Source organism: Adhaeribacter soli (assembly GCF_008727925.1).
In the GTDB taxonomy this organism is placed as follows: Bacteria; Bacteroidota; Bacteroidia; order Cytophagales; family Hymenobacteraceae; genus Adhaeribacter_A; species Adhaeribacter_A soli.
On the sequence record NZ_VTWT01000009.1, the window covers coordinates 163,941 to 189,330 of the forward strand.

Here is a 25,390-nt window from a genome sequence, read left to right on the forward strand (position 1 = left end):
GAACACTTATTAGGTAAGCCTATTGCATCCACTTTTTCCACCAGTGCTGGAACACGATCAAACCCCAGATGCGGGCGTGAATGTCTTCCGGGTTGTTGGAAAACAATTTTGCTTTCAGCTTCCGGATCTCGTCCACGTCGAATAAGCCTTGGGCTTCAATAAACTGGTCCGAAAGCAATTCATCCGTGATCAAAGGCCGGAGCTCGTTGCGGAACCATTTCAGCAAAGGCACTTCAAAACCGTGCTTCGGGCGCTTGTAAAGCTCTTCGGGCAGCATCGGCCGGAAAGCGTCCTGCACGATCTTCTTTTTCATCTTGCTGTCTATCTTCGAAGACTCCGGCAAGGTAAAGGCAAAGTTCACCACGTTGTAATCCAGGAACGGCGTGCGCACCTCCAGGCTGTTGGCCATACTCATCAGGTCCACTTTGGGAAGCATATCGTTCTGTAAAACCAGATGCATATCCGTGTAAAGCACTTCGTTTATATCGCCATCCTGGTGAATGTGTTCCAGAATTTTCTTCCTGCGTTTTAGGTACAACCGCTTGCCCAGCGTTTTTGTTACCGATTTTTTAAAGAGCTTTTTTGCATCTTTTTCATCGGTAAAGGTAGCCAGCTGCCAGTAGCGGTCTTTATTGGAAAGCGTCATGCCCTTGGCGAAGCGCTGGAACTGACGCACTTTATTACCAATGAACGAGTTACGCGATTTCGGCAATACATCCCAGAGCGGAGAAAGCGCCAGCAGCGCTTCGGCTTTAAAGCCGCCCTGTCGCATCAGGTAATCGCCCATGTGCTTGTTGTAGCCCGCAAAAAGTTCGTCAGCGCCGTCTCCCGATAAGGCAACGGTAACCTTCTCGCGCGTCCGTTTGCTCAGAATATTCACGGCCAGAGCTGAGGAATCGGCGAAAGGCTCGTCGATGTAATTCAGCACGTCGAAAATATGGTCGTAAAGGTCGTTATTGGTAAGCGAGAAAACGGTGTGGTTGGTCTTGTATTTATCGGCTACCAGTTTGGCGTACTTCGTTTCGTCGAAGAAAGGCTCGTCTTTATAACCGATCGAGAATGTATTCAGGTGTTCGGTATGGCGGGAAGCCAAGGCCACGATTACGGAGCTGTCGATGCCGCCGCTCAGGAATGCGCCCAGCGGCACGTCGGAGATCAGGCGGCGCTGCACGGCTTCATCCATGAGCTTTACCAGCTCCTTTTGTTGCTGGTCGTAGCTGAGCGGATTGTTTTTAACCTTCTTTTTATCGTAAGGGATCTTGTACCAGGCTTTGGTCATGATCTTCCCGTTCCGGATGTGCAGGTAATATCCCGGACGCAATTTTTTCACCCCTTTAAAGATAGAGGCCGGCCCCGGAATATAATTCAGCTGCAGGTAATTATAAAGCGATACCAGATCGAGTTTGCGGGGAATTCCGAAGGCCAGCATGGCTTTCATTTCCGACGCAAAAATCACCTTATCGTTGTCTTTGTAAACCAGCAGCGGCTTAACGCCCATGCGGTCGCGGGCAATGAAAAGGCTTTCTTCTTCGCGGTCGTAAATGGCAAAGGCAAAGAAACCGTTCAGCTTCTTCAGAAAACCTTTTCCCTCGTGAATGTAAAGCTTAAGCAGTACTTCGGTATCGGTTTGCGACTGAAAAGTATGCCCTTTCTCCTGCAGCTTTTTCTTCAGTTCCGGGAAGTTGAAGATTTCGCCGTTGAAAACAATGGTGTACCGGCCGGTTTCGTCGTGCATCGGCTGACTGCCGTCGGCCGTAAGATCGAGAATGGACAAGCGGCGGTGCCCTAAGCCAACACAGGAGCTCACAAAATGGCCCTGCGAATCGGGTCCGCGTTTTTCTATGGCATCGGTCGAAGCTTTCAGGTTGCCAATAAAATGACGACCAGCTTCATTAAAAGCGTATATTCCTGAGATTCCACACATAATAGCCGGCAAAAATACGAGATATTGGGGAAATTAGAATTTATATTTTGAAATCAGGCAGTTCTTTTTAACAGAACGGTATGGAACGCAAACGAAAAAGCCGGGTTGCTATTTTATTCGGAGAATTCTGCCGGAAAAATTAAGGGTGGTAGCGATGGTAAAAACATTGCTTTTCCGGAGCCCGGCATAAGTGGCCGGACTAAAAGAAAGACGGGTCCGGAAACTGGTTTCGGCTTTTTCGCGAATCCCTAAAAACCCGGGAACAAGGTTGATCCGGTGCCGAAGCTTGTAATCCGCAACAAGGCCGGCACTGAAGGAATGATCGGCCAGTTCGTTTTCTTTATAAACTTCTATGCGATCGTTGGCAGCAAATTCCACCCAGCTCCAGCCGGCAAAGGGCTGCACTCTAAGCTTAGCCTTGTCCCATACCCGATAACCGATAGAAGCCTCCAGCAAGGTCATTTTTGAATTCAGATTAGTTTCCCAGTACTGGGTTTGCAGGCGGGTAAAAGCCTGGTTTGTTTCGGTAAATCCCAGGGTTGCGTTCAGCAGCAGCGCTGCTTTTTTATAGCCTACATCTACGCCGGCCACCAGGTTCATTGGATTCCGGAAATACCGGCCAATGTCGCCGGAGCTAGCACTGTAGCCTATTCCGCCATTAACGGCATAACTGATCTTGCTTCGGCGAAGCGGCGGCCATTCTTCCTTAGGGATTGTTAAAAGCTGGTTTTCAGTATAGACCAGATATTGCTGCACTCCAATGGCATCCTGCCCGTTTCGGGTCTGCTCCGCGAACCGGGAAATTTCAAAATCCAGCTGATCTGACAAACGGTTTAAAATCGGCTTGGCCTGAGAAATATTCCGGATCCGGTAAAGTTCAGATTGCAGCCGCCGGTCATGAACTTCTATCAGGTTAAAAACGGCCTGGTTATATTTCAGAAGCGTTTCGTCTTTTTCTCCCGTCCGGAACCAGGACCGATACTGATCCATGTAGCTATAAGTGTGGAGCCAGAAAATGGTGGTATCGTCTTTATAGGACTTCTCCGGCAGATACCCGAGCTGGTAATCCAGAGCCGACTGCTGGTCGGTATTTTTGGGCGGCCGTCCCTGAAAATCTGAAATGGTTAACCTCCCTTTTTCCCACTGCTTCTGATACGGTTTCAGTTCCAGTTTCCCATACTCCTGTCCTATAGCAGCGAAGGGCAATAAGGCCGCAAGAAGAAAACAGGAAAGGCTTTTAAACATCATGGCAAAAGGCAGGACAGTGTTAATAAATACCGCTTTCGTTTTGCTTTGTTTATTTTAACTGATTTATTAGGCTTTAGGAAACCCAATTTAAAACCGTAAGCAGAAACAAAAATGCTATGGCTTCCTGCCGAAAAGATGCTCAAAGGCATTTATTTTCAAACCTTCATTGCCGTCTGCTTTAGCTGATGGAAAGCAGGATGTTTAAATAGCAGTAAAATGGGTTAGGCTAAAGCAATATTATCTACCCAAAATCCGTCAGCTAAAGCAGACGGCAATGAAATGAATAGTCACATGGAAGTTTTGCGTAAGGGCAATAGTTACCCATACAACTTACTCAACTTCAGCAGTGACAGATAAACCCCGTCAATTACTTTGGCCATCCGGAAAAGATCGAGCGTTTCGATGGTATCGGTAGATTCGTGGTAGCCGGACCAACAGCGTATCGCTGTGGCCTTGCCCCTACGCCAGCAGACTCCCGAAAAACATAAAAATGGTAGTAAAAAGCTTCATAAAAGTAGAATTCTGGAACAAACTGCTTAGCACCCGGAGCTGTTAAGATACAAACTGTTAATATCCGATACAGCTTAATAAAGCTTCTTGCTCTTAACTATCCGGCTGAAAATGTAGGGAGCCAGGGTAAGGCAGATAGAAGTTCCTTTCAGGGTATGGTCATATTTTGCCGGCATAACCGAAATCCGCGCCCTTAGTCCGTAATCGGCAATCTCCTTGGGGTTAAAAGCGCTTGGCAGCAACCAGATCCGTTTCCGGAATTTAAAATCTATATTTAACCCGGCATAAAAAGCGGATGTATTGTTTATGCCATTTAAATATTGATTTCGCGGTTGAATGCCTAAAGCAGCAACTCCGACGAAAGGTGTAAATCTTACTTTATTTTTATCGGCTGCAATAAAACCGTAGGAAACCCCAGCCTGTAGCATGGAAGTCTGCATACCCACTTCCCATTGGGGGCGTTTCAAATATTGCCGGTCTATCTGATTGAAGCCAAGCGAAAGGTCCAAGTTCAAAAGCGAACGCTGGTAAGCCAAAGCCAGATTATATTCCCAACCAAGCGGGTTGGTAAAATGCCTGCCCAGCGTTCCGCCAAGACCCCGGTAGCCAAAACCCAGATGCGTCCCACACCCGAAACCTGCAGTTCTGAATTCAGGCTGGGTAGTTTTGCCTGTAACCTGAAGCACCTGCCCGGTACTATCCAGAAAAGCATTTACTAGGGTTGCATTCCGGCCGTTTTCTGCTGCGGTTTGAAATTGATCCATGGCATTCTTCAGGTTCATGAGCGTTCTGCCAGCGGCCCAATGCGCATCGCGGCTTCGGATCGGGCTTTTTAGTTCTGCCTGCAATTCCCGCCGGTGAATTTCCAGCAAATTGAATTTTGCCTGATTAAACTTCAATTCCCCTTCGGTTTTAACAGCATCGTTTACCCAGCTTCGGTTTACATCCACGAAGCCATAAACCTGATAAATAAAAAAGGTAGAATCCGCAAATCTTACTTTTCCGGGGGAGTAAACCAGCTGGTAATTTAGCTCCGAGCCAATGGCATTTGATGGTAATATTCCCTGAAAATCGTTCCAGGTAAGCGCGCCCTGCTCCCATTGTTTCTGGTGCGGCTTCAGTTTAAAAGCCTGCATTTGTGCCTGGGCCAGCAAACTCCAAAACAGTAGCAAAATGGCAGCAAAAAGTTTCATAAAAGTTGATGAAGGATTTCTCACTATCGACACCATCGGTTTTAGCTTTGATGCACCACCAATAATAACTTTAATCCCAAAGAAAAAAGCAATTTCATAACTACTGCTTTTTGCGGCGGAGAAGATAAGAATGGGCAAGTGAATTACCGATTATGCTTTCATTTGAAAATAATTCATAACCTTGAGCTTCGAATTTGTTTATTGCGGAATAAGCTGCATTTAAGGTACTTTTCTCATTCTTAACAGCTTCCTGAATTCTTTCCTTTCCTTGTTCAAATATTATCAGGGTTCCATTATTATTATAAACAACAGTTACATATTCATAAACAGCCTTACTCTCCGGTTTCGCATTTGAAAACGCTACCAGAAACGATCCAAAAACTACCAGTAAAGCAAGCATTAAAAAATTACGGTTCTGCATTTCTTTTAAATTATAGTTGAAATGCAAATTACGTTATTTCCGCCGTCTTCCCTTCTCATCGAAATGTTTGCTGATGTGTTTTTCGGTAAAATAGATCTGCATTACTACCGTCAGGATAACCAAGGCAATACCGGCCAGCCCACCAGTAACCGGCGACGGCGGCAGCACAAACGTAATCACGCCCACTCCCACCAGCAAAGCCCCCATTTGGATCATGAGCTTTGCCGCAAATTGGTTAGCCGATTGCCAGGTTTCCGGGTTCCGCATGGAAGAAGAAGTGCGGTAACCGTAGATCGAATTGATATCTTTCGGCGGAAAGAACTTAAAAACCAGCCCCATCAGCACAAACGGAACCCCGGTAACTAAAGCAATAATGGCAAGCTGGTTCATTTTTTAAGATTTGGAAATTTGAAGATGTGAAAATTTGAAAATGAATAATTAAGGAAACGAAAACGGTAGCTTCTGGATTAAGAAAATTAAAGAACGTAATTTCCATTCAATTTTATCAACCAACAATTCTGCTTAGTGGAAAGGGCAATTCTTTCTTCTGAATACCAGATCAAGCAAAATTTAACCGGCAACATTTTCAAATCTCCAAATCTTCAAATTTTCAAATCTAAAAGATTTTCCCCGGGTTCATAATCCCGTGTGGATCGAATACTTTTTTAATGCCCCGCATCAGGTTCAGTTGCACTTCGCCCAGGGCAATGCCGATGTAAGGTTTTTGCACCAATCCGATACCGTGTTCGCCGGAAATGGTGCCGCCCAGCTTTACGCACAAGGCAAAGATTTCCTTTATACCTTCGGTCAGTTTGTTATTCCAGTCATCGTCGCTCATGTCGCCTTTTATGATGTTTACGTGCAGGTTTCCGTCGCCGGCGTGGCCGTAGCAAACCGATTTAAACCCGTAGCGTTTGCCAATTTCTTTTACGCCCTTCAGCAATTTTGGCAGTTCCGCGCGCGGTACTACGGTGTCCTCTTCTTTGTAAACCGAATTGTACCGCACGGCATTGGCTGCATTCCGGCGAAGTTTCCAGAGTTCGGTTTTCTGGGCTTCCGTATCGGCCAGCAGGAGCTCGCCGATGTTGTAGTTTTGCAGTAATTCGTAGAGTTGTTCGGCTTCTTTGTACAGTACATCCAGGTCGTTTCCGTCAAGTTCTATTAACAAATGCGCCAGAATATCCGCCGGAAGGTCAATTTCAATTTTCAGGTATTCTGCCGCCCATTCAATCGCTTCGCGTTCCATAAACTCCAGCGCCGAAGGAATTAAACCCAAGCGAAAAATTTGCGAAACGGCCGCGGCCGCCGCTTCCTCTTCCCGGAAAGGCACCAGCATCAGAATGTTTTTGGTCGGGTAAGGAATTAAGCGGAACACGATCCGGGTAATAATGCCTAGCGTGCCTTCGCTGCCGATCATGAGTTGGGTCAGGTTGTAGCCGGTCGCATTTTTCAGTACGTTGGCGCCGGTCCAGATAATTTCGCCGGTCGGCAAAACCACCTGCAGGTTCAGTACATAATCTTTCGTTACGCCGTATTTTACCGCTTTCGGTCCGCCGGAAGATTCGCTCAGGTTTCCGCCTAAAAAACAGCTGCCTTTGCTGGCCGGGTCCGGCGGGTAGAACAAGCCTTTTTCCTGCACCGCCTGCTGAAAAACCTCGTTTATCACGCCAGGCTCCACGGTTGCCTGCAGGTTCCGCTCGTCGATCTCGATAATTTTATTCAGCCTTTCGGTAGAAATAACCACCCCGCCGTGCACCGGCAGCGCGCCGCCGCTCAAACCTGTACCTGCGCCGCGCGGCGTAACCGGAATAAAGTTTTCGTGGCAGAGGGTTACAATTTGCGCAATTTGTTCCGCGTTAGCCGGTTTAAGCACCACTTCCGGAAAATACTTCAGGTCTTCGGTTTCGTCGGAAGCATAGCGGTGAAAGTTCTCATGTTCGGCCACCAGCATAAACTCCTCGCCCACGATGGTGCAGAACTGGTTTAAAAGGGTATCGGAAACGGGGGAAAAAGTCATTTTTGAAAAACGGGTTTTTACTTTAACTTTAGACCATGGTTCAAATTCATTTCCGAAGGCTTAACGGCTCCGGGAGTGAAATTTAAGCCGGCGCTAAAGTTGGTAATCTGAAAAAGCTAAGTTATGGGTTTACGTGCGTTAATTAAAAAATATCCCTTATTTCTCGTAATCGCGTTGCTTGCCTTTGCCTCCTGCCGTTCGTTCCATTTAAAATCTGAAGGCCCGGTTTCTTCCGACGATGTGGAACAACAACAACTGGCCCGCGAATTTAAAAAGCTGGAAAAGAAAGCCGCCCGCCAGGCTAAAAAAGACATCTGGCGCACCGAAAAACGGAAATCGAAAATTGCCAAAAACCGGAGCAACCCGAAGATCGATAAAGTGATCAGCGTGGCCCGCTCTTACCGCGGCACGCCCTATAAATTCGGCGGCACCACCCGCATCGGCATCGACTGCTCCGGTTTACTGTGCCAGAGCTTCAATGCCATCGATTATAAATTACCCCGCAACTCCACCGAACAAAGCTATGTAGGCCCCACCGTGCGGGAAAAAGACCTGCAGAAAGGCGACCTCGTATTTTTCAGCGCTTCCCGCGGCAGCAACCAGATTACGCACGTAGGTTTGGTAACCGAAGTAAGAAAACCTCAGGAAGAAGTTATGTTCATTCATTCCTCCACCCGCCTGGGCGTAATTGAAGACAACCTCTACGGCGGCTACTGGCGTAACCTCTACATCAAAGCCGTTCGCCCAAGCCTCTGATTTTCAGTTCCTAAATTAATCCATTCTTTTACCCATAAAATTCTAACAAAAGTCAACCTTTAAAATTTGCATAGGTTTTTAGAATAGAGAACGGGCCATTTTGTCCTGACTTTATGCTGTGCCTATGAAAAAGCTTTACCCAATTCTTACCTTTCTTCTGGCTTTCTTTTTTTTAATTCCTGAAAGCCGGAGCCAAACCCCCACCACCGCCGCCCTTTCCGGCGTAATTACCGATGAAAGGGGCGAAACCCTGCCCGGCGCTACCGTAATTGCCATTCACACGCCCACCAACACCCAATATGTAGCTTCCTCCAATTCCGACGGCCGCTACAATATCCAGAACATGCGCATCGGCGGGCCTTATACCGTCCGGGCCACGTTCGTAGGTTTCCAGGACCAGGTACAAACCGGCATCAACCTGCGCCTGGGCGATATTACCCGCCTCGATTTCCGCATTTCCGAAACCACCACCACGCTGGGCGAAGTGGAGGTTGTTTCGGAACGCAACGCGGTGATCAGTTCCGAACGAAGCGGGGCTGCTACCAATATTTCAACCAAAGCCATTGAGCGGTTGCCCACCATTTCCCGGAGCTTTCAGGATTTTACCCGCCTTACGCCCCAGGCCAGCGGCAACTCTTTTTTAGGCCGGAGCAACCGGTTCAACAACATCCAGATAGACGGCGCCTCGAACAACGATCTTTTCTCGGCTTCCGGCTCCACGAGCGGGGCTCCGGGCGCGGGCGCGGGCACCAACCCTATCAGTTTAGATGCTATTGAAGAATTTCAGGTGGTACTTTCGCCTTATGATGTGCGCCAGGGCCGCTTCAGCGGTGGCGGCATTAACGCCGTAACCCGAAGCGGCACCAACGATTTCAGCGGGTCGGCTTTCTTTTTCGGCCGCAACCAAAACACTGCCGGCAAAAGCCCCGAACCCGATGCCAGCGGCAACCGCACCAAACTCAGCAAATTCAAAGATTACCAGACCGGCTTCCGCCTGGGTGGCCCCATCCTTAAAAACAAGCTTTTCTTTTTTATAAACGGGGAAATCACCCGCCGCACCGAACCCCTGGTTTTACGGGTAGGCAATCCCGGCGAAACCGGCACCGATGTGGTCGGCTTTGTGAATACCAACCAACTGGCCCAGATAGACAGCGTTTTCCGGAACAAATACGGCTACGACCCGGGAAGCTCCGGCGACGTGATCCGCGATACGGAAAGCAACAAACTCTTTGCCCGCCTCGACTGGAACATCACCAACAACCACCAGTTAACCCTCCGCCATAATTTTGTAGATGCCTCTCAGGATGAAATAACCCGGGGCCAGACCGAATTCCGCTTCAGCAATAACGGCTACCAGTTTACCAGCCGCACCAATTCCACGGTTCTCGAACTGAAAAGTCGTTTTTCCAACCGTTTTTCCAACAACCTGCTCCTGGGTTATTCCACCATCCGCGACCGCCGCGAACCCTTCGGCAGCCTGTTCCCTTCGGTTACCATTGCCGTGGGCAACGGCACGGTGGTAGCCGGCAGTCAGCGGAGTTCCACCCAGAACAAGCTCGATCAGGACGTACTCGAAATTACCGACAACTTCAGCATTTTTGCCGGCAAGCACATTGTAACCGTAGGTACCAGTAACGAAATCTTCCGCTTCGATAACCTCTTTATAAACGATGCCAACGGCCGCTACGATTTTCCCAGTCTGGCCGATTTCTTTGCCGGCGTTTCCACAAGCCGCGATTATCGTTACCGGCAGCAGTACGTAATTCCCGGCCGCAACCGCTCTGCAAAATTCAGTGCCGCCCAGTTCGGCATTTATGCTCAGGATGAATACAGCGTATTGGATAACCTGCGGATAACCGGGGGCATCCGGGCTGATATTGCCGCGTATTTCAAAGAACCGACTTATAACCCGCGGGTAGAGGAATTATTCGGCCGAAGAACCGACAAACTTCCTCCTTCCAAAGTACAGTTCTCCCCTCGCTTAGGCTTTAACTGGGATGTTTTCAATAACCAGAAATCGCAGCTTCGGGGCGGCGTGGGCTTGTTTACCGGCCGGCCGGCTTACGTCTGGATCGCCAACCAGTTCAGCGGCACGGGCATGGATATCGCTTCGGTAGACCTTCGCGGCAACTCCAACCCGCCTGCGCCGCCTTTAGATCCTTCCGTGCCCGATTCCCTCGCCAATTTACCGGGAACCATTCCGCGCACCAGCATTGCCGTTACCTCGCCCGATTTTAAAAACCCCCAACTGCTGCGCGCCAATTTAGCCGTAGATCAGAACCTAGGCGCCGGCTTTGTATTCACCCTGGAAGGTATTTACTCCAAAACCCTGAACGACGTGTTGCCTCGCGACCTAAACCTGGTGGAACCGACCGGCACCCTGCCCGGCGACGGCCGTCCGGTTTTCCCGAACAACCGCAACGTTACCACCGAATATTTCAACGTAATTGAACTGGGTAATACCAAAAAAGGCTACCAGTACAGCATTACCGCCCAGTTGCAGAAGCAATTCACCAAAGATTTCTTTGCCATGGCGGCTTACACCTACGGACAGGCCCGCGACCTTTATTCCGGCACCAGTTCCACCGCTGTTTCTACCTGGGAATTTAATCCGCACGTACTGGGGCCGAACAACCTGACCCTCTCCTACTCTAATTTCGATGTGCGGAGCCGCGTAATCGCCACGGGCTCCTACCGGAAAGAATACCTCAACCACCTGGCAACCACCGTTTCCCTGTTTTATAATGGTCAGAGCGGGCAAGCCTTTTCCTACACCTATTACGGCGGCGACATCAACAACGACGGCGGCCAGAACTTCAGCAACTCCAACGACCTGATCTACATTCCCCGCAACCAGGACGAAATTATCCTGTCTACGGCCAGCGCCAACGACCCGCGCACTACCGGCCAGATCTGGAGCGAACTGAACGCCTTTATTGAGAACGACAAATACCTGCGGGAACACCGGGGCCAATACGCTGCCCGCAACGGCGCCCGCGCACCTTTTCAGCACCGCTTCGACCTCCGGATCATGCAGGACATCTTTACCAAGATCGGGGAAAAAGACCATACCCTGCAACTTACCGTTGACGTGACCAACATCGGCAATTTATTTAACCGCAACTGGGGCCGCGACTATTTCATCCTGAACGAAAACTTCGGCCTGATCCGGTTTATGGGCGCGGAAGGTCCGGGCGGCCGGCCTACCTTCACCTTCGGCGACGGTGTAAATCCAAGTCCGCGGGTAGGTTACCAGGTAAGCCAGCTGGCTTCGCGGTGGCAGGCACAATTCGGGGTTCGCTACTTATTTTAAAATCTCGCCTTATTTCTCAGCTATGAAAACTTTGTTACCTTATATAAATAAGCTGGGCTTTCTGCTCATGCTTCTCATCTTTACCAACGCCTGCGACGAACCCGATTACCCGGATCCCAACCTGAATGCCCCGGCCGCCCAAACCAACCTGCTGATCGTGAACGCTGCCCCGGGCACCACCGCCAGGGTTTCCCTGGAAAATCAGGAAATAAATGCCGGGCTGCCTTATACCGGAATTCACAATAACGGCTACTTCCAGACCACCGGCGGCCAGCGGCTCATCGGGTTTGAAGTTCCCGGCAACCCGGTACCTTTGGTGGGAGCCCGGCAGGCCTTTAACGCAAATGCCAGTTACACCATTTTCTTAACCGACGCCACCACCCGTCCAGCTTCGGGATCTGACCGGGGCGGCGTCCGCACCCTGGTGGTACCCGATAACCTGGAAGCGCCCGCCGCCGGAAAAGCCGGCTTACGCTTTCTGAATCTGGCGCCCGGCGCATCGAGCATGAGCTATGGCTTGTTCAACACCCTGTCGGTGCCGGCGCAAAGCATATTACCCACCAGCAAAACCTTTACCACCAAGGCCGGCACTACCGGCACCCTGAACAACCTGCATTTGCGTAGCTTCCGCGAGGTTTCCAAAACCCTGACCATTACCAACCCGGACAATACCCGCGAAACCTTTACCGAACCCCTCACCAATTTTACCAGCGTAGATCCCGGCACTTACAGCCTCGATGCCCGCGCTTCGGCGGTCGGTTTGCCGGTGGCTACGCTGCCCAACGTTACACTGGAACCCGGCAAACTTTACACCATTTACCTCTACGGCATGAACGGTGACCCCAATACGCCTTTGCGTTTAGGAATAATTCAACATAACTAACGCTATGATTATGAGGCAAAAAAGTCACTAAGCCCGAATTCGACAAAAATTTATTAATAAAAAGATGCTTAAAAGTTTGAGTTTTTAAAATTCGTTAGTAGTTTTGCAACGCAATAGCACAAAGGAATTTACTCAGCTGGAGAAAACGTCCTGAATGCTTTCGAAAAGACCATCGGTTCAACTCCGATAATCTCCATCGAAATTGCAAAATTTGGGGGATTAGCTCAGCTGGCTAGAGCGCTTGCATGGCATGCAAGAGGTCATCGGTTCGACTCCGATATTCTCCACCAAAAGCCTGATCAGAAATGGTCAGGCTTTTTTTTGTTTATGGGGGCTTTCTTTTTAATTCTTTTTTATGAGACCGAAATATTACATAGGCCATACTGAAGACTTTTAGAACATCATTAAAACCAAAACTCCGGTAGAAAAAAATCAAAAACAGGCGGTCCCGTGCAATTTAAATATCTTTGTTTTAAAATATTCAAAAGAAAAAAGGCATTTCAGAGTCAATCATAAAGGGAAAAGTATGAATCAATTTTTAATTGGCTTTTTAATCTTGTGTTCTCCAACTTTACTATCAATTATCTTCTTACTAGTTTTCTATAAAAGTAAAAGAATTAAAATTGCACTTGTCTTAAATAACATCCTGTGGCTAATTCACACATTTATATTTAGTTCAGGTTTAACAGGCATTTACAGTAGTGATATTTATCCTTTCATCCTTGTATGGGTGCCTATAACTGTTATCTTGGGCTTAACGATATTTAAAACAGTTTCGAAGTAAACTCGTCCTTTGGACATACTAAAAGTCTGATCAGAAATGGTCAGGCTTTTTTTGCTTTACACCTACCGTTTTCCATTTTTTACCTCTCCGAAACGTCCGAAACGAATAAGAAACAGAGCCTTGTCCAGTAAAATCTGCCCTTTACAGGCAAGCTCCCAAGCCCTACCCGCCGCAAGCTATTCCAGCAGAAATTTTTATTTAAAACTAGTCTAAATAAGAAAAACATTTTACCTTTACTCCGCTTATTAAGACTAAATGTAAATAACTATGAAAAATATATTTACGCGGTTTCCCTTGCTTACCCTTGCCTGTGGACTGATTGTCATGAGTTCCTGTAAAAAGGACGACGACAAAGTTGAACCAACTCCTCAGCCGCTGCCATACGCAGTGCCTGCTACCTATAATTTTGCAGGGACAGATTTTACCAGCTCTACCAACCGCATTAAAATGGCAGTGGAATTAAACTCCTACCTGGGTTCAGCCACCAACACAATATTAAGCCAGTCTAAAGCCGATAACTTATTCAACAACACCAATGCGCCGTTTGCCAATGCGGAATTAAACACCTCCGGCGTGAACCTGGCAGAGAAAACGGCCGATGCAAGCGTATATAAAGGTTTTATCGATCAGCAGGTTATTACCAGCAACTCTAACTCAACTCCGGCCGCGAATGGCACTGCTGGTTATGTACCGCGCGGTTCCGGTAAAATATTAGTTAACCCGCAAGGTCTGGAATACAACCAGGCGGTAGCCAAAGGCATGATGGGCAGCCTGTTCTTTAAAGAAGCCATGGCAATTATGGCCGACATTAAGAACCAGGATAATGCAAACCAGATCAACGGCGCCACAGCCATGCAACGCAAGTGGGACGAAGCCTTCGGTTACCTGGCCATCCCAACAGACTATGATTCGGCTAAAGTTTATCAGAACACAGACCAGAACAGACCACTCTTGTGGGGCGGTTATTTACGCGAAAGAGGCCGGCCAATAAAAGCAGGTGGTCTTCTTTTTGAGGCATTCCGGAAAGGCCGGGCAGCAATCGGCGCCAAAGACTACGCTGTTCGCGACCAACAAGTTAAAACGATCCAGGAAACCTGGGAAAGACTGGCCGGCGCCGCTGCTTTAGCTTACGTAACTTCTCCCCAGGCATCCACCGCTGATCTTGGAAGCAAGTTCCACGCACTTTCCGAAGGCTACGGTTTTGTACTTTCTTTAAAATTCCGTCCAGCCGGAAGCAAACTGACCGAGGCGAATTACCAGAAGCTGCTCTCTATTATGGAAACTAATTTTTATACGTTGGTTAATGAGCCCAACTACACCAAATTAAAGGAAGCTGAAGCTATTTTAAGAAGCACTTATAACCTGTAATGCTATTCTTTTTCTCCTGTAAACGGAAACTCCCGGCAATTTTTATTCCCGGGAGTTTCCGTTTATAAAAAAACCAATGGCTAAGGGCATCCGGATGGCGTAAAAGTTTGATTCCATGTTTGGTTAACGTAATTTTGCAGCCCGTTTAATAACTGACATTCAGCTTTCAAGGAAATTCTAATCCGGAATTGGACATTAGCCGCAAAAACCATTTTACCAACCGCTAATTGTGAAATACCTGCTCAGCGCAACCCACTTTAAGTACCTTACCATGAAATTATCCGGAAGAAAGTTAATGACGGCGTGGCTTACGGCAATTACCCTGCTCGTAACGGCCTGTAAGGAGAACAATAATTCCCAGGTGGTGCCGGAAACCGGCTTCGATAAAACGGCCATGCTGACCAATTACGCCGACAGCCTGATCATTCCTGCTTATTCCGGTATGCAGCAGCAGCTGCAGGTACTGGAGCCGGCCGTTAATGCCTTTCTTGCTAACCCAACGGCTGCCAATCAGCAGGTCCTGAAACCGGTATTTAAAGATGCTTACCTCCAGTTCCAGCGGATCGCGGTTTACCAGCTTGGCCCGGCCGAAACGGTAATGCTGAACAACTTCCTGAACATGTTCCCGGCCAATACCGCCACCATCGAAAACAACATCAGCCGCGGAAGCTACGACCTGACCGGTAATTTATCCGTCGATCAACAAGGCTTTCCGGCGCTGGACTACCTGCTGTTCTCACCTGATGCGGTGCAGCAATTAAATGATCCGAACAGCGCCAACCGGAAAAAATACGTGCAGGACCTGATGACCCGGATGAAATCACTGACCGGTACGGTGCTTACCGAATGGAACAACTCCTACCGCGCGCAATTCATTGGCAACACCAAAGCCGATGTTGGTAGCCCGCTTGGATTCATGATAAACCGCTTTGCCTTTGAAATGGACCAGCTGAAAGGCCCCCGGATTGGCTGGCCGTTTGGCAAGCAGTCGGGCGGGATTGTTTTTGCCGACAAATGTGAAGCCTATTATTCCGGAATTTCCAGAGACCTGGCCGTAGAAAACCTTTCCAGCCTTAAAAAAGCCTATATGGGCGGAAATGGCTCCGGCATAGACGATTACCTGGTTGCCCTGAAAAAAGAGCAGCTGAATACAGATGTCCTGAACCAGTTCGATCTGACCATCAATAAACTGAAAGCCATTCCGGACCCGCTGTCTGCTTCGTTTACCAATAACCCCGCCCAGGTAGATGCCGCTTACCGGGAGATCCAGACCTTGCTTACGCTCCTAAAAACGGATGTTGCTTCTGCTACCGGGGTACGGATAACCTACCAGGATAGTGATGGTGACTAACGGGAAAAGTGGTTCCTTTTCCGGGGAAGCCTGGCTGAAAGGCTTACAGCGGCCGGTTCATATTGCGCCGCTCGTTATGTTCCGGATTTTGTTCGGACTCATGATGTTTGCCAGCATGGTCCGTTTCTGGATGAAAGGGTGGATCACGGAATTGTACGTAAAGCCTTCCTTCTATTTTCCCTATCCGGGCTTTGAGTGGGTGCGCCCCTTGGGAGAGACCGGAATGCATTTACTCTTTGCCCTTATTGCGCTATCGGCTTTGCTGGTGGCGCTTGGCTTGTTTTACCGGGTTGCCATAACGCTTTTCTTTTTAACGTTCACGTATGTGGAGCTGATCGACAGCACCAATTACCTGAATCACTATTACTTCATTAGCCTGGTGAGCTTTCTGCTGATCTGGCTGCCCGCCAACCGCTATTTTTCCCTCGACGTTCGGTTAAACCCGGAAATCCGGCAGGAGATTGTACCGCGCTGGATCGTGGGCGTGTTCCGCCTGCAACTGGGAATGGTATATATCTTCGCCGGTATTGCCAAACTGAATCCGGACTGGCTCCTGGAGGCCCTGCCCTTGAAGATCTGGCTGCCGGCCAAAAGCCACTTACCAATTATCGGCAACCTTATGTATGAAGCCTGGGTGGCTTACCTGTTCAGTTGGTTCGGGGCAATTTACGACCTGTTTATTGTCTTCTTTCTGTTGAACCGGAAAACAAGGCCAGTGGCATACGGGTTTGTACTGCTATTCCATCTGGCAACCGCAATCTTCTTCCCGGGCATCGGCATGTTCCCTTACGTCATGATCGTTTCCAGTCTGGTATTTTTCCATGCGGGTTTTCATCAGAAAATTATAGCGTTTTTGAGCGGATTGACCGGCCGATCTTTAGCAGCTCCTTCTTATACTTCCAAACAGCAGCATTTTAAACCTTACCTGCCGGTTTTATTAGGAATTTATTTTCTGTTGCAGGCGGCTATTCCTTTCCGGTATCTTTTATATCCGGGGCATCTGTTCTGGAACGAAGAAGGCTTCCGTTTTTCCTGGCGGGTAATGCTGATGGAGAAATCCGGGAATACTTTTTTTTACGTGAAAGAGCCTTCCACCGGGAAAACCTACGAAGTGAGCAACTCTAAATTCCTAACGCCTTTGCAGGAGAAAATGATGAGCACCCAGCCGGATATGATCCTGCAGTATGCCCATTTTTTGGCCGAAACTTATGCCCAGCGCGGCATTAAAGACCCGGAGGTATATGTGGAGTGTTTTGTTGCCTTGAACGGGGAACGGTCACGCCTGTTTGTAGATAAAACGGTAAACCTGGCAAAGCAATCGCTTGGCTGGAACCATTATAACTGGGTTTTGCCTTACCGGCAGCCTGAATAAATACTTGAATGAAGTACATTTTTCTTTTTCTGTTCGCTTTGCTTGCCGCTGTTGCTCAGGCCCAGCAGTTAAAAATAAGCGGGACCATTAAACTGGAAGGGGTTGCCATTGAAGGCGCAACGGTATTGCTGCAACCCCGCAATTTACAAACCAGCAGCAAGGAAGGCGGTTATTTCCAGTTCAGCTCCTTACCGGCCGGCAATTACGAAGTGGTGGTTACTTATTTTGGAGCAAAGGAATACCGCAAACGGGTGGCGCTGACCAACGAAGATGTTACGCTGCAGGTAACGCTGACGAGTGCAGATCCCACGTATTTAAACGAAGTTACCATTACCCATGCTACCGAACAAGCCGGCGGAAACCTCCGGCAGGTGGAAGGCGTTGCGATCTATGCCGGCAAGAAAACCGAAGTGATCCATATCGGTAACATTAACGCGAACCTGGCAACAAATAATGCCCGGCAGGTTTACAGCCGCATCGCCGGCCTTAATATTTACGAAAACGATGGCGGCGGCATTCAGCTGGGAATCGGCGGCCGGGGACTTAATCCCAGCCGGGTTTCCAACTTCAACACCCGCCAGAACGGCTACGATATCAGCGCCGATGCCTTGGGTTATCCTGAAAGTTACTATACCCCGCCCACAGAAGCCGTAGAGAAAATAGAAATTGTAAGAGGGGCGGCAAGCCTGCAGTACGGCACCCAGTTTGGCGGCCTGATTAATTTCCAGCTAAAGAAAGGCCCTGCCGAAAAACCCTTTACCCTGGTAAGCCGCCAGACCGGAGGCTCCTTCGGCTTCTTCAATTCCTTTAACAGCATAGGCGGCACCGTCGGCAAATTGAATTACTATACCTATTACCAGTACAAAAGAGGCGATGGCTGGCGGCCAAACAGTCATTTCGACCAGCATGGCGCTTATGCCCACGTAGCTTATGCCTTTACCGATAAGTTTAAAGTAACCGGCGAATACACGTTCATGCACTATCTGGCCCAGCAACCCGGCGGCCTGACCGATGCCGATTTCGAAAAAGATCCTTCTATTTCAGTTAGAGATCGCAACTGGTTCCGGGTTAACTGGAATCTGCTAAGCTTATCCTTCGACTACCGTTTCACCGAAAAAACCAAACTGAACTGGCGCACTTATACCTTAAACGCCGGCCGCGAGGCCCTAGGCATTCTTAAGTACATTAACCGCCCCGATCCGGGAGGACCACGGGATATGATGGCTGACAAGTATAACAATTATGCTTCCGAGATCAGGCTCCTCCACCAGTATGCGCTCGTAAAGGAAGTTCCCAGTACGTTCCTGGTTGGGTTGCGCGTATACAAAGGCCTGACAAAGCAAAAGCAAGGCACTGCCGACGAGGGTTCTGGACCGGCCTTCGATTTTGCCCCAACGGAACCCAACCGGACAAACTACACTTTCCCGGGTACCAACGTAGCCGCCTTTGCCGAAAATATTTTCCAGTTATCCGAGAAATGGAACGTTACGCCCGGGGTACGGTTCGAATATATTTCCACCAAAGCAAACGGTTATTACTTCCGGACCATGCGTTTTGTACCGGACGTGAAAGTGCCCGAGAAGAAAGAAAACAACCGGGCCTTTGTGTTGTTCGGCATCGGTACTTCATACGACCTGAGCAAAGGAATTGAAGTGTATGCCAACATTTCCCAGAATTACCGCTCCATTAACTTCAACGACTTACGCATTGTAAACGACAATGCCAAAGTAGACTCCCTCTTAAAAGACGAAACCGGTTATACGTTCGACGGAGGCGTAAGAGGCAAGATCAACGAATGGCTTTACTACGACCTGAGTGTTTTCTATTTAAGGTATAATAACCGCATCGGATCGGTGTTCACCAAAAACACCGACAATATGGTTTACCGTTTGCGGACCAACGTAGCTGACAGCCGCAATGCAGGCTTTGAAAGTTTAGTTGAAGCCGATATTCTGAAAGCGGTAACTCAGGGAAGAAGCCGCTATAAATTATCGGTTTACACCAATTTTTCCGCTATCGATGCCCGTTACATCAACACGCAGGAAACCGCGATCAGCAATAAACTGGTAGAGTTTGTGCCGCCCCTGCTGTTTCGTTCCGGCGTTTCTTTCGGCGACAAGCGGTTTAATATAACGTACCAGTATTCGTATGTAGCTAGGCAGTATTCCGATGCTACAAACGCCGAATTCACCCCAACAGCCGTAGATGGCGTGGTACCGGCCTACCAGGTAATGGACCTCAGCGCCAGCTACGAATGGAAGTGGTTCGGTCTTTTCGCCAGCATGAATAACGTAGCCGATGTCCGGTACTTCACCCGGCGGGCAGATGGTTATCCAGGCCCCGGAATCCTGCCTTCCGACCCCAGAAGCTATTATTTAACGCTGCAGGTGAAATTGTAAAAAACAGGTTTTGATTGGAAGCTATCTCTAAAAAAGCACCTGACATCGTGCCTGTCCCGGAGCATTCCGGGGAGCGCCAGCGAAGGACCTCGTTGACTCTCAGCACTAAAGCTAGATTTAACGTTTTTACTACTAGCTGGCGAGTTGTTTCAGAGCTTCGCTCGCAAGTTCCGCGCTCCCTCGCGCTTACTTGAGCTCAACATGACACCCATTTTTGAGATAGCTCCTAATAACTACGATACCATAGGTCAGGTGTACAATAGGTCGGGTCTCCAAAAGAATAAAAGTTCCTTGCGTAACGTCAGTTTGTAATTCCTGCCTTTTCCAGAATCCGATGGCTATCCCCCTGACAGCCATCTTTCCTACTTTGAAAAGAAGTAAGCCAAGACGCAAATGAAGTTCTGTCGGGGGAAAAAGCCTGGCTGCCCTTATTGCCAATTTGCATAAAGCACACTTTAATGGCATTATAAATAACATACAAAACAAGCATTTTAAAAACGCGATCCCTAACCTGCATTAATCATTATTAAAGAATCCGATTTTTTGCAACACAAGCCAGTTCATAAATACTCAGCCTTTTTTGATTTACATGAGTTTAATGCGGTATTTTCGCCGTTGGCTAAATACACATTACAGAATTCTTATAGCCATAGTTGTCACCCAAACCTACAAGATCTGCTTTAACAAATTGCACATATCAGTAGTATTCGATTTCCGAAAAATAATATTTTGTCGATTCCTATTTTCTTGCAACTTTACCTTCTTTTAGCGTTTAAAGGGTTTCAAGTAGTTAAAAACATAAAAGTGAAAACCAAGAATTTTGTAACCGCAATTCCAGAAGTTACCCCGCCAGAAGTTAAACATAGAAGTTTCACGGTAGACAACTTCCGGTTACTTGGAGCACTAACGGTTATAATCCTTCATACCATCCATTTTGAAGATGTACCTCAGGGCATTTTCTTCGGAATTAAGAACCTGACCCGCTGGGCAGTGCCTTTCTTTTTCCTGGTTAGCGGGTTTTATTTTGAAAAGGCGTATAGCTCGGAACCGGGAATTGCCCTAACTAAAAGACTGAAGAACCTGATCGGGATATTTATAAGCGTCAATATCATTTATTTCTTTTTTTCCCTTTATGAAGGCACCCCGCTTACAGCTAATTTTTCAATCAGTACCTTAATTTTAGGCTTTTATCATCATCTGTGGTTTATCGGAGCCATGATCTTCGGGTATTTGTTTATGTGGTTTGTCCTGGAGCAAAAGCCCTCCGCAAAAGCGCTGCTTACCATTATTGTAGCTTCCTTGCTTTTTGTATTATTTACCGGATCCTATGCGCGGGTATTAGGCCTTTATGAGCCCAACACTGCCTATTCCAGAACTTTAATTGCCATCCCCTTTCTGCTTACCGGCTTCTTTTGCGCCAGGTATAAGCTTTTGAATCGGATCAACTTACCGGTTGCTTTTATCATTACAATAGTTGGAATTTTCCTGCAACTTGCCGAGCCCTTTGTACTTTATTACACAATAAAAGATTTTAGCCCGGTAGGCAATGACCTTCTATTTGGCACAGTATTCTTTTCAATTGGCATGTTTCTGCTGGCAATGAAAATTAATAATCCCAAAGACACCTTAACTACAAAGTTTGGAAGAGATTACTCGCTGTTGCTTTACCTATACCACCCGCTTATCATGGGCCTTTTGCCGTGGGCAGCCTTATCGGGGCATTATAGCTTTTCCTGGTTAAAGCCACTTATTGTTTTTGCTATATGCACCTTCCTGATTGTCTTCCTTGATAAGAAAATGCCTCCGGTTTACCGGTTTATTAATGGCAGTTCCTGGAAATAGTTACCTCTTATGGTAACTAGCCTTTACCATGCGCCAAATGCCCGGTCAAAATTTAACCGGCCGTTATGAATTCCCTTTAAAATTCATTTTATAAATAGATATAAAGTAGAAAATAAATAAGCAGCTTCTTCCCTTTCGAAACCCATTCCGGTCAAAACAGTATCTGTTCTAAACGAAAAACTAAACCAGCAAGACTATGGAATTAAATATCGGTTTATCGCCTGATCAATTGAAAGGCAGCGTGGAGCTGCTCACCAAAGTACTGGCCAACGCGAACGTACTTTATACCAAAACCCGCAATTACCACTGGAACGTGGTCAGCACAGATTTCAAGGAACTGCATTCGCTTTTTCAGGAACAATACGAACAACTTGCCGAAGACATCGATGAAATTGCCGAACGCATTCGCACACTGGGTTCCAAAGCCATCGGCACGCACATCGAATTTACCCAGCATGCTTCCCTGAAAGAATACCCCGGCGAATATCCGGATGCCAAAACCATGGTGGGCAACCTGCTCCGCGACCACGAAGGCCTGATCCGGGAAATGCGCGAAGACGTAAAAAAATGCGAAAACGATTTTGAAGATAAAAGCACCGCCGATTTTATTTCCCAGCTTCAGCAAAAACACGAAAAAAACGCCTGGATGCTCCGCTCTTATTTAGCCTAGAAAACCGTATGATTTGGCCGGCAAAAGCCCCGGCTGCTCCCGCAGCCGGGGCTTTTCCGTGTAAAAACGCTACCGAAATCAGACAAAAAGTCGGAAAAGAGAAAGCTGCTTAATTGTTGTTTACCGTATCAGGGCTAAATAAAATCTCACGTTTATGGCATTCTGGTCGAATCTGTTTTCCAACCCCACCCGGCGCACTTCCGATAAACCACCTTTAACCATAAAGGAACGGTTTTCGGCGCTCAAAAACCTGCCGGCTTTCCTGAAGCTCATCTGGCAAACCAGTCCGCGGATGGCTTTCGCCAACATCGTATTGCGCATCGTTAGGGCCGCTATTCCGCTTTCCACGCTCTACATCGGCAAACTGATTATCGACGAAGTAGTGCGGCTGGCCAGAACGCCTGACAACCTGGAGCTCAATTACCTGTTCCTGCTAATCGGCCTGGAATTCGGCTTAGCCATCATTTCCGACCTGCTGAACCGCGCCACCACCCTGCTCGACAGCCTGCTTGGCGATCTGTTCGCGAACCAATCCTCCATCCGCTTAATGGAACACGCTGCTTCTTTAGACCTCGACCAGTTTGAAGATGCCACTTTTTACGACAAACTGGAACGTGCCCGTCGCCAAACCCTGAGCCGCACCGTGCTCATGACCCAGGTTCTCGGGCAGGCCCAGGATATTATTACCATGGCATTTTTATCGGTCGGTTTAATCGCGTTCAATCCCTGGCTTATTCTATTATTAGTAGTAGCGGTAATTCCGGCGTTTCTGGGGGAATCGCATTTTAACGAACGGAGTTACTCGCTGGTACACGGCTGGACGCCCGAACGCCGCGAACTCGATTACCTCCGCATGACCGGTGCCTCCGACGATACGGCCAAGGAAGTAAAGATCTTCGGCCTTTCCGGCTTTCTTACCGATCGCTTCCGGCAACTTTCCGACGAATTTTACAACGTAAACAAACGCCTGGTATTAAAACGGGCGGCCTGGGGGAGCTTGTTTGCATCGATCGGCAGCGCCGGCTACTATGGCGCTTACGTGTTCATCATTTACAAAACCGTTACCGGACACCTTTCTTTAGGCGATCTAACCTTCCTTTCCGGCTCGTTCATGCGCATGCGCGGCCTGCTGGAAAGTATCCTGAACCGGTTTTCCGGCATTGCCGAAGGGTCGCTCTACCTGCAGGATTTCTTCGAGTTCTTCGAATTGCAACCCCGCATTACTCCGCCGGTTGCCCCCAAGCCCTTCCCCCGCCCCATCCGTCAGGGTTTCACCTTCGAGAACGTTGGCTTTAAATACCGCAACGCCGAGAAATGGGCCATCCGGAACCTGAATTTTGAACTGAAAGCGGGAGAAAAACTGGCTTTGGTGGGAGAAAACGGCGCGGGTAAAACTACCCTGGTAAAACTTTTGGCCCGCCTTTACGACCCCACCGAAGGCCGGATCCTGCTCGACGGCACCGACCTGCGCGAATACGATCCCGCCGAATTGCGGCGCGAGATCGGCGTAATTTTCCAGGATTTTGTCCGCTTCCAGCTTTCGGCCGGAAACAACATTGCCATTGGCCGGATCGAAGAAAAAGAAAACCAGCCCCGCATCGAAACGTCTGCCCAGCTTAGCCTGGCCGATTCGGTTATCAAAAAACTTCCGGAAGGCTATAACCAGATCATCGGGCGGCGGTTTTCCAAAGGCCTCGATCTTTCGGGCGGCGAGTGGCAGAAAATTGCTTTAGGCCGGGCTTACATGCGCGATGCCCAACTTCTGATCCTGGACGAACCGACTGCCGCCCTGGATGCCCGTGCCGAGCACGAAGTTTTCCAGCGCTTCGCCGAACTCACCAAAGGTAAAACCGCTGTGCTTATCTCCCACCGCTTTTCCACCGTACGCATGGCCGACCGCATTCTGGTGATCGAGAACGGGCAATTCGTAGAAATGGGGTCGCACACGGAACTCCTGCAGAAAGGTGGCCGCTACGCCGAACTGTTTCATTTGCAGGCCGCCGGTTATCGGTAGGCATTCAACATAAGGTCATAAAATGTAAGTTCTTAATCTTATGCTGTCAGATTAAGGATTATAAATTAATAATAACCGCTGTTTCAGACATCTGTGTCTGGAACTTATTCTGGTGCGGACATCTATGTCCGCGTTTATACCTACGAGGACACAGATGCCCCCCGACAGGTTGCTTCCAGACACAGATGTCTGGAAGAGCGCTTTGCCTTAAGGTGGCGGTAGCAAGCGTTAACCACCTCAAACATTCATTGAAATATTCTAATAAAATTTAAGTTCAGGCTTTTCCCTTAAATCTTCGGCAGTTCTACCTTTCAGCGCAAAACACATAGCATTTTCGCAATAATAGTCGGCTAACAATAACAATCTTAAAATTGCAACATACCAGCTTTGTTCAACCACATTTTCAGCAGCGCGTTATACACGCTTACTCAACTGAAATAAGTGTTCACGAAATGAATAAACAATGGTACGACAACGACTTATTGGCCTGTTCTTTCTTATGGTCACTTTCTTTCCTTCGCGGCTGCTTTACTCTAAAACCGATTTTGCCTTATCCATTAAGCTGCCCATCCGGAAAATAAAGCAGCGCCTGCCGGTTTACACGCACCGCGTAGCAGCCTCGGTTTACTTTCCCGACGAAGCCCAAACCGATGCCAGTCCGCTCATTACCGCCGACGGTTCGCACATAAACCGCGATTCCGTACGCCAGCACCGTTGGATCGCCGTTTCCAGGAATCTGCTCAAGCGCTGGGGCGGCAAGATCCATTACGGCGATTCCATAGACGTAAGCGGTATTTCCCCGGAACTCGACGGCACTTACATTGTGCGCGACACCATGAACAAGCGCTTAAAAAACACCATCGACCTGTTGGTAGACCGCCACGACAATATTATGGGCCACTGGAAAAATGTGCGCATCACCAAGTTTGAAACCGTAACGGTAACCAATTAGCGGAGCGTAAAAGTGTTAGGCATACTGCTAGGCAATAAGACTTACAAGGCCAGATTAATTTAGCGCCTTCCATTTCTTAATATAGCGCAAGCGTCCGCTTGTGCTTTCGAAGGTAGCATACCAGTTATTTATGTAAACACAAGCGGACGCTTGCGCTATAAGCTGCTGAAGTTTTCTGCTAGAATAAGAAATTATAAACCTGGTACGAAAAGCTAATGCCCGGAAGAAAACGATAGCGCCGGGAGGCTAAAACCGGATCAAGCTGAATTGTTGAGGGGGCATTTTTCCTAAGCATATAAATTAGCAAGTCTGAAGAGAAAGAAAGCAGTATCTCTTACGCCTCTGGAAGTTGCCCTGAACGCTTTTACTTTGG

17 protein-coding genes and 1 tRNA gene are annotated in these 25,390 nt (G+C 48.2%); 12 read left to right on the forward strand and 6 right to left on the reverse strand.

Annotated features, from left to right (window positions below):
* Positions 1-19: 19 nt before the first annotated feature.
* From asnB to F0P94_RS16025, 6 genes are all read right to left on the reverse strand, one after another.
* Complete coding sequence (gene asnB, locus F0P94_RS16000) at positions 20-1,924, reverse strand: asparagine synthase (glutamine-hydrolyzing) (protein WP_150904920.1); 1,905 nt, start codon at positions 1,922-1,924, stop codon at positions 20-22.
* A gap of 108 nt (positions 1,925-2,032) precedes the next feature.
* Entirely contained in the window at positions 2,033-3,172 is a 1,140-nt protein-coding gene (locus F0P94_RS16005) for a hypothetical protein (protein ID WP_150904921.1), read from the reverse strand.
* A 584-nt stretch (positions 3,173-3,756) separates the two neighbouring features.
* Positions 3,757-4,875 (reverse strand): hypothetical protein, encoded by a 1,119-nt coding sequence (locus F0P94_RS16010; protein WP_150904922.1) that lies wholly within the window; start codon positions 4,873-4,875, stop codon positions 3,757-3,759.
* Positions 4,876-4,975: 100 nt separating this feature from the next.
* On the reverse strand, positions 4,976-5,296 hold the full coding sequence (locus F0P94_RS16015; RefSeq protein ID WP_191907069.1) for a hypothetical protein: 321 nt from the start codon (positions 5,294-5,296) through the stop codon (positions 4,976-4,978).
* 33 nt (positions 5,297-5,329) lie between these two features.
* Positions 5,330-5,686, reverse strand: a complete 357-nt coding sequence (locus tag F0P94_RS16020) for an SdpI family protein (RefSeq protein WP_150904924.1) — start codon at positions 5,684-5,686, stop codon at positions 5,330-5,332.
* A 226-nt stretch (positions 5,687-5,912) separates the two neighbouring features.
* The gene (locus tag F0P94_RS16025) at positions 5,913-7,313 is read right to left on the reverse strand and encodes an FAD-binding oxidoreductase (protein WP_150904925.1); all 1,401 of its coding nucleotides are present in this window, start codon (positions 7,311-7,313) and stop codon (positions 5,913-5,915) included.
* 123 nt (positions 7,314-7,436) lie between these two features.
* Between F0P94_RS16025 and F0P94_RS16030 the strand changes: the two genes are divergently transcribed.
* The 12 genes from F0P94_RS16030 to F0P94_RS16085 all read left to right on the forward strand — a co-directional run bounded on the left by F0P94_RS16030 (position 7,437) and on the right by F0P94_RS16085 (position 25,017).
* The gene (locus tag F0P94_RS16030; protein ID WP_150904926.1) at positions 7,437-8,069 is read left to right on the forward strand and encodes a C40 family peptidase; all 633 of its coding nucleotides are present in this window, start codon (positions 7,437-7,439) and stop codon (positions 8,067-8,069) included.
* Positions 8,070-8,193: 124 nt separating this feature from the next.
* A complete protein-coding gene (locus F0P94_RS16035) occupies positions 8,194-11,382 on the forward strand; it encodes a TonB-dependent receptor (protein WP_150904927.1) in 3,189 nt (1,062 codons plus the stop codon).
* Positions 11,383-11,404: 22 nt separating this feature from the next.
* Entirely contained in the window at positions 11,405-12,265 is an 861-nt protein-coding gene (locus F0P94_RS16040) for a DUF4397 domain-containing protein (protein ID WP_150904928.1), read from the forward strand.
* A gap of 213 nt (positions 12,266-12,478) precedes the next feature.
* Positions 12,479-12,555 (forward strand) — tRNA-Ala (locus F0P94_RS16045).
* A gap of 761 nt (positions 12,556-13,316) precedes the next feature.
* Positions 13,317-14,417, forward strand: coding sequence for a DUF4856 domain-containing protein (locus F0P94_RS16050; protein WP_150904929.1), 1,101 nt, complete (start codon positions 13,317-13,319; stop codon positions 14,415-14,417).
* 229 nt (positions 14,418-14,646) lie between these two features.
* Positions 14,647-15,768 (forward strand): imelysin family protein, encoded by a 1,122-nt coding sequence (locus F0P94_RS16055; RefSeq protein WP_150904930.1) that lies wholly within the window; start codon positions 14,647-14,649, stop codon positions 15,766-15,768.
* Positions 15,758-17,140, forward strand: a complete 1,383-nt coding sequence (locus F0P94_RS16060; RefSeq protein WP_150904940.1) for an HTTM domain-containing protein — start codon at positions 15,758-15,760, stop codon at positions 17,138-17,140. Before F0P94_RS16055 ends, F0P94_RS16060 begins: the two co-directional genes overlap by 11 nt.
* An 8-nt stretch (positions 17,141-17,148) precedes the next feature.
* Positions 17,149-19,539 (forward strand): TonB-dependent receptor domain-containing protein, encoded by a 2,391-nt coding sequence (locus tag F0P94_RS16065; protein WP_150904931.1) that lies wholly within the window; start codon positions 17,149-17,151, stop codon positions 19,537-19,539.
* Positions 19,540-20,343: 804 nt separating this feature from the next.
* Positions 20,344-21,381: an acyltransferase gene (locus F0P94_RS16070; RefSeq protein WP_191907070.1), complete on the forward strand. Its 1,038-nt coding sequence runs from the start codon at positions 20,344-20,346 to the stop codon at positions 21,379-21,381.
* A 196-nt stretch (positions 21,382-21,577) separates the two neighbouring features.
* A complete protein-coding gene (locus F0P94_RS16075) occupies positions 21,578-22,051 on the forward strand; it encodes a Dps family protein (RefSeq protein ID WP_150904933.1) in 474 nt (157 codons plus the stop codon).
* Between the two features lie 154 nt (positions 22,052-22,205).
* Entirely contained in the window at positions 22,206-24,065 is a 1,860-nt protein-coding gene (locus F0P94_RS16080; RefSeq protein WP_150904934.1) for an ABC transporter ATP-binding protein, read from the forward strand.
* Between the two features lie 463 nt (positions 24,066-24,528).
* Positions 24,529-25,017 (forward strand): RlpA-like double-psi beta-barrel domain-containing protein, encoded by a 489-nt coding sequence (locus F0P94_RS16085; protein ID WP_150904935.1) that lies wholly within the window; start codon positions 24,529-24,531, stop codon positions 25,015-25,017.
* Positions 25,018-25,390: the final 373 nt, after the last annotated feature.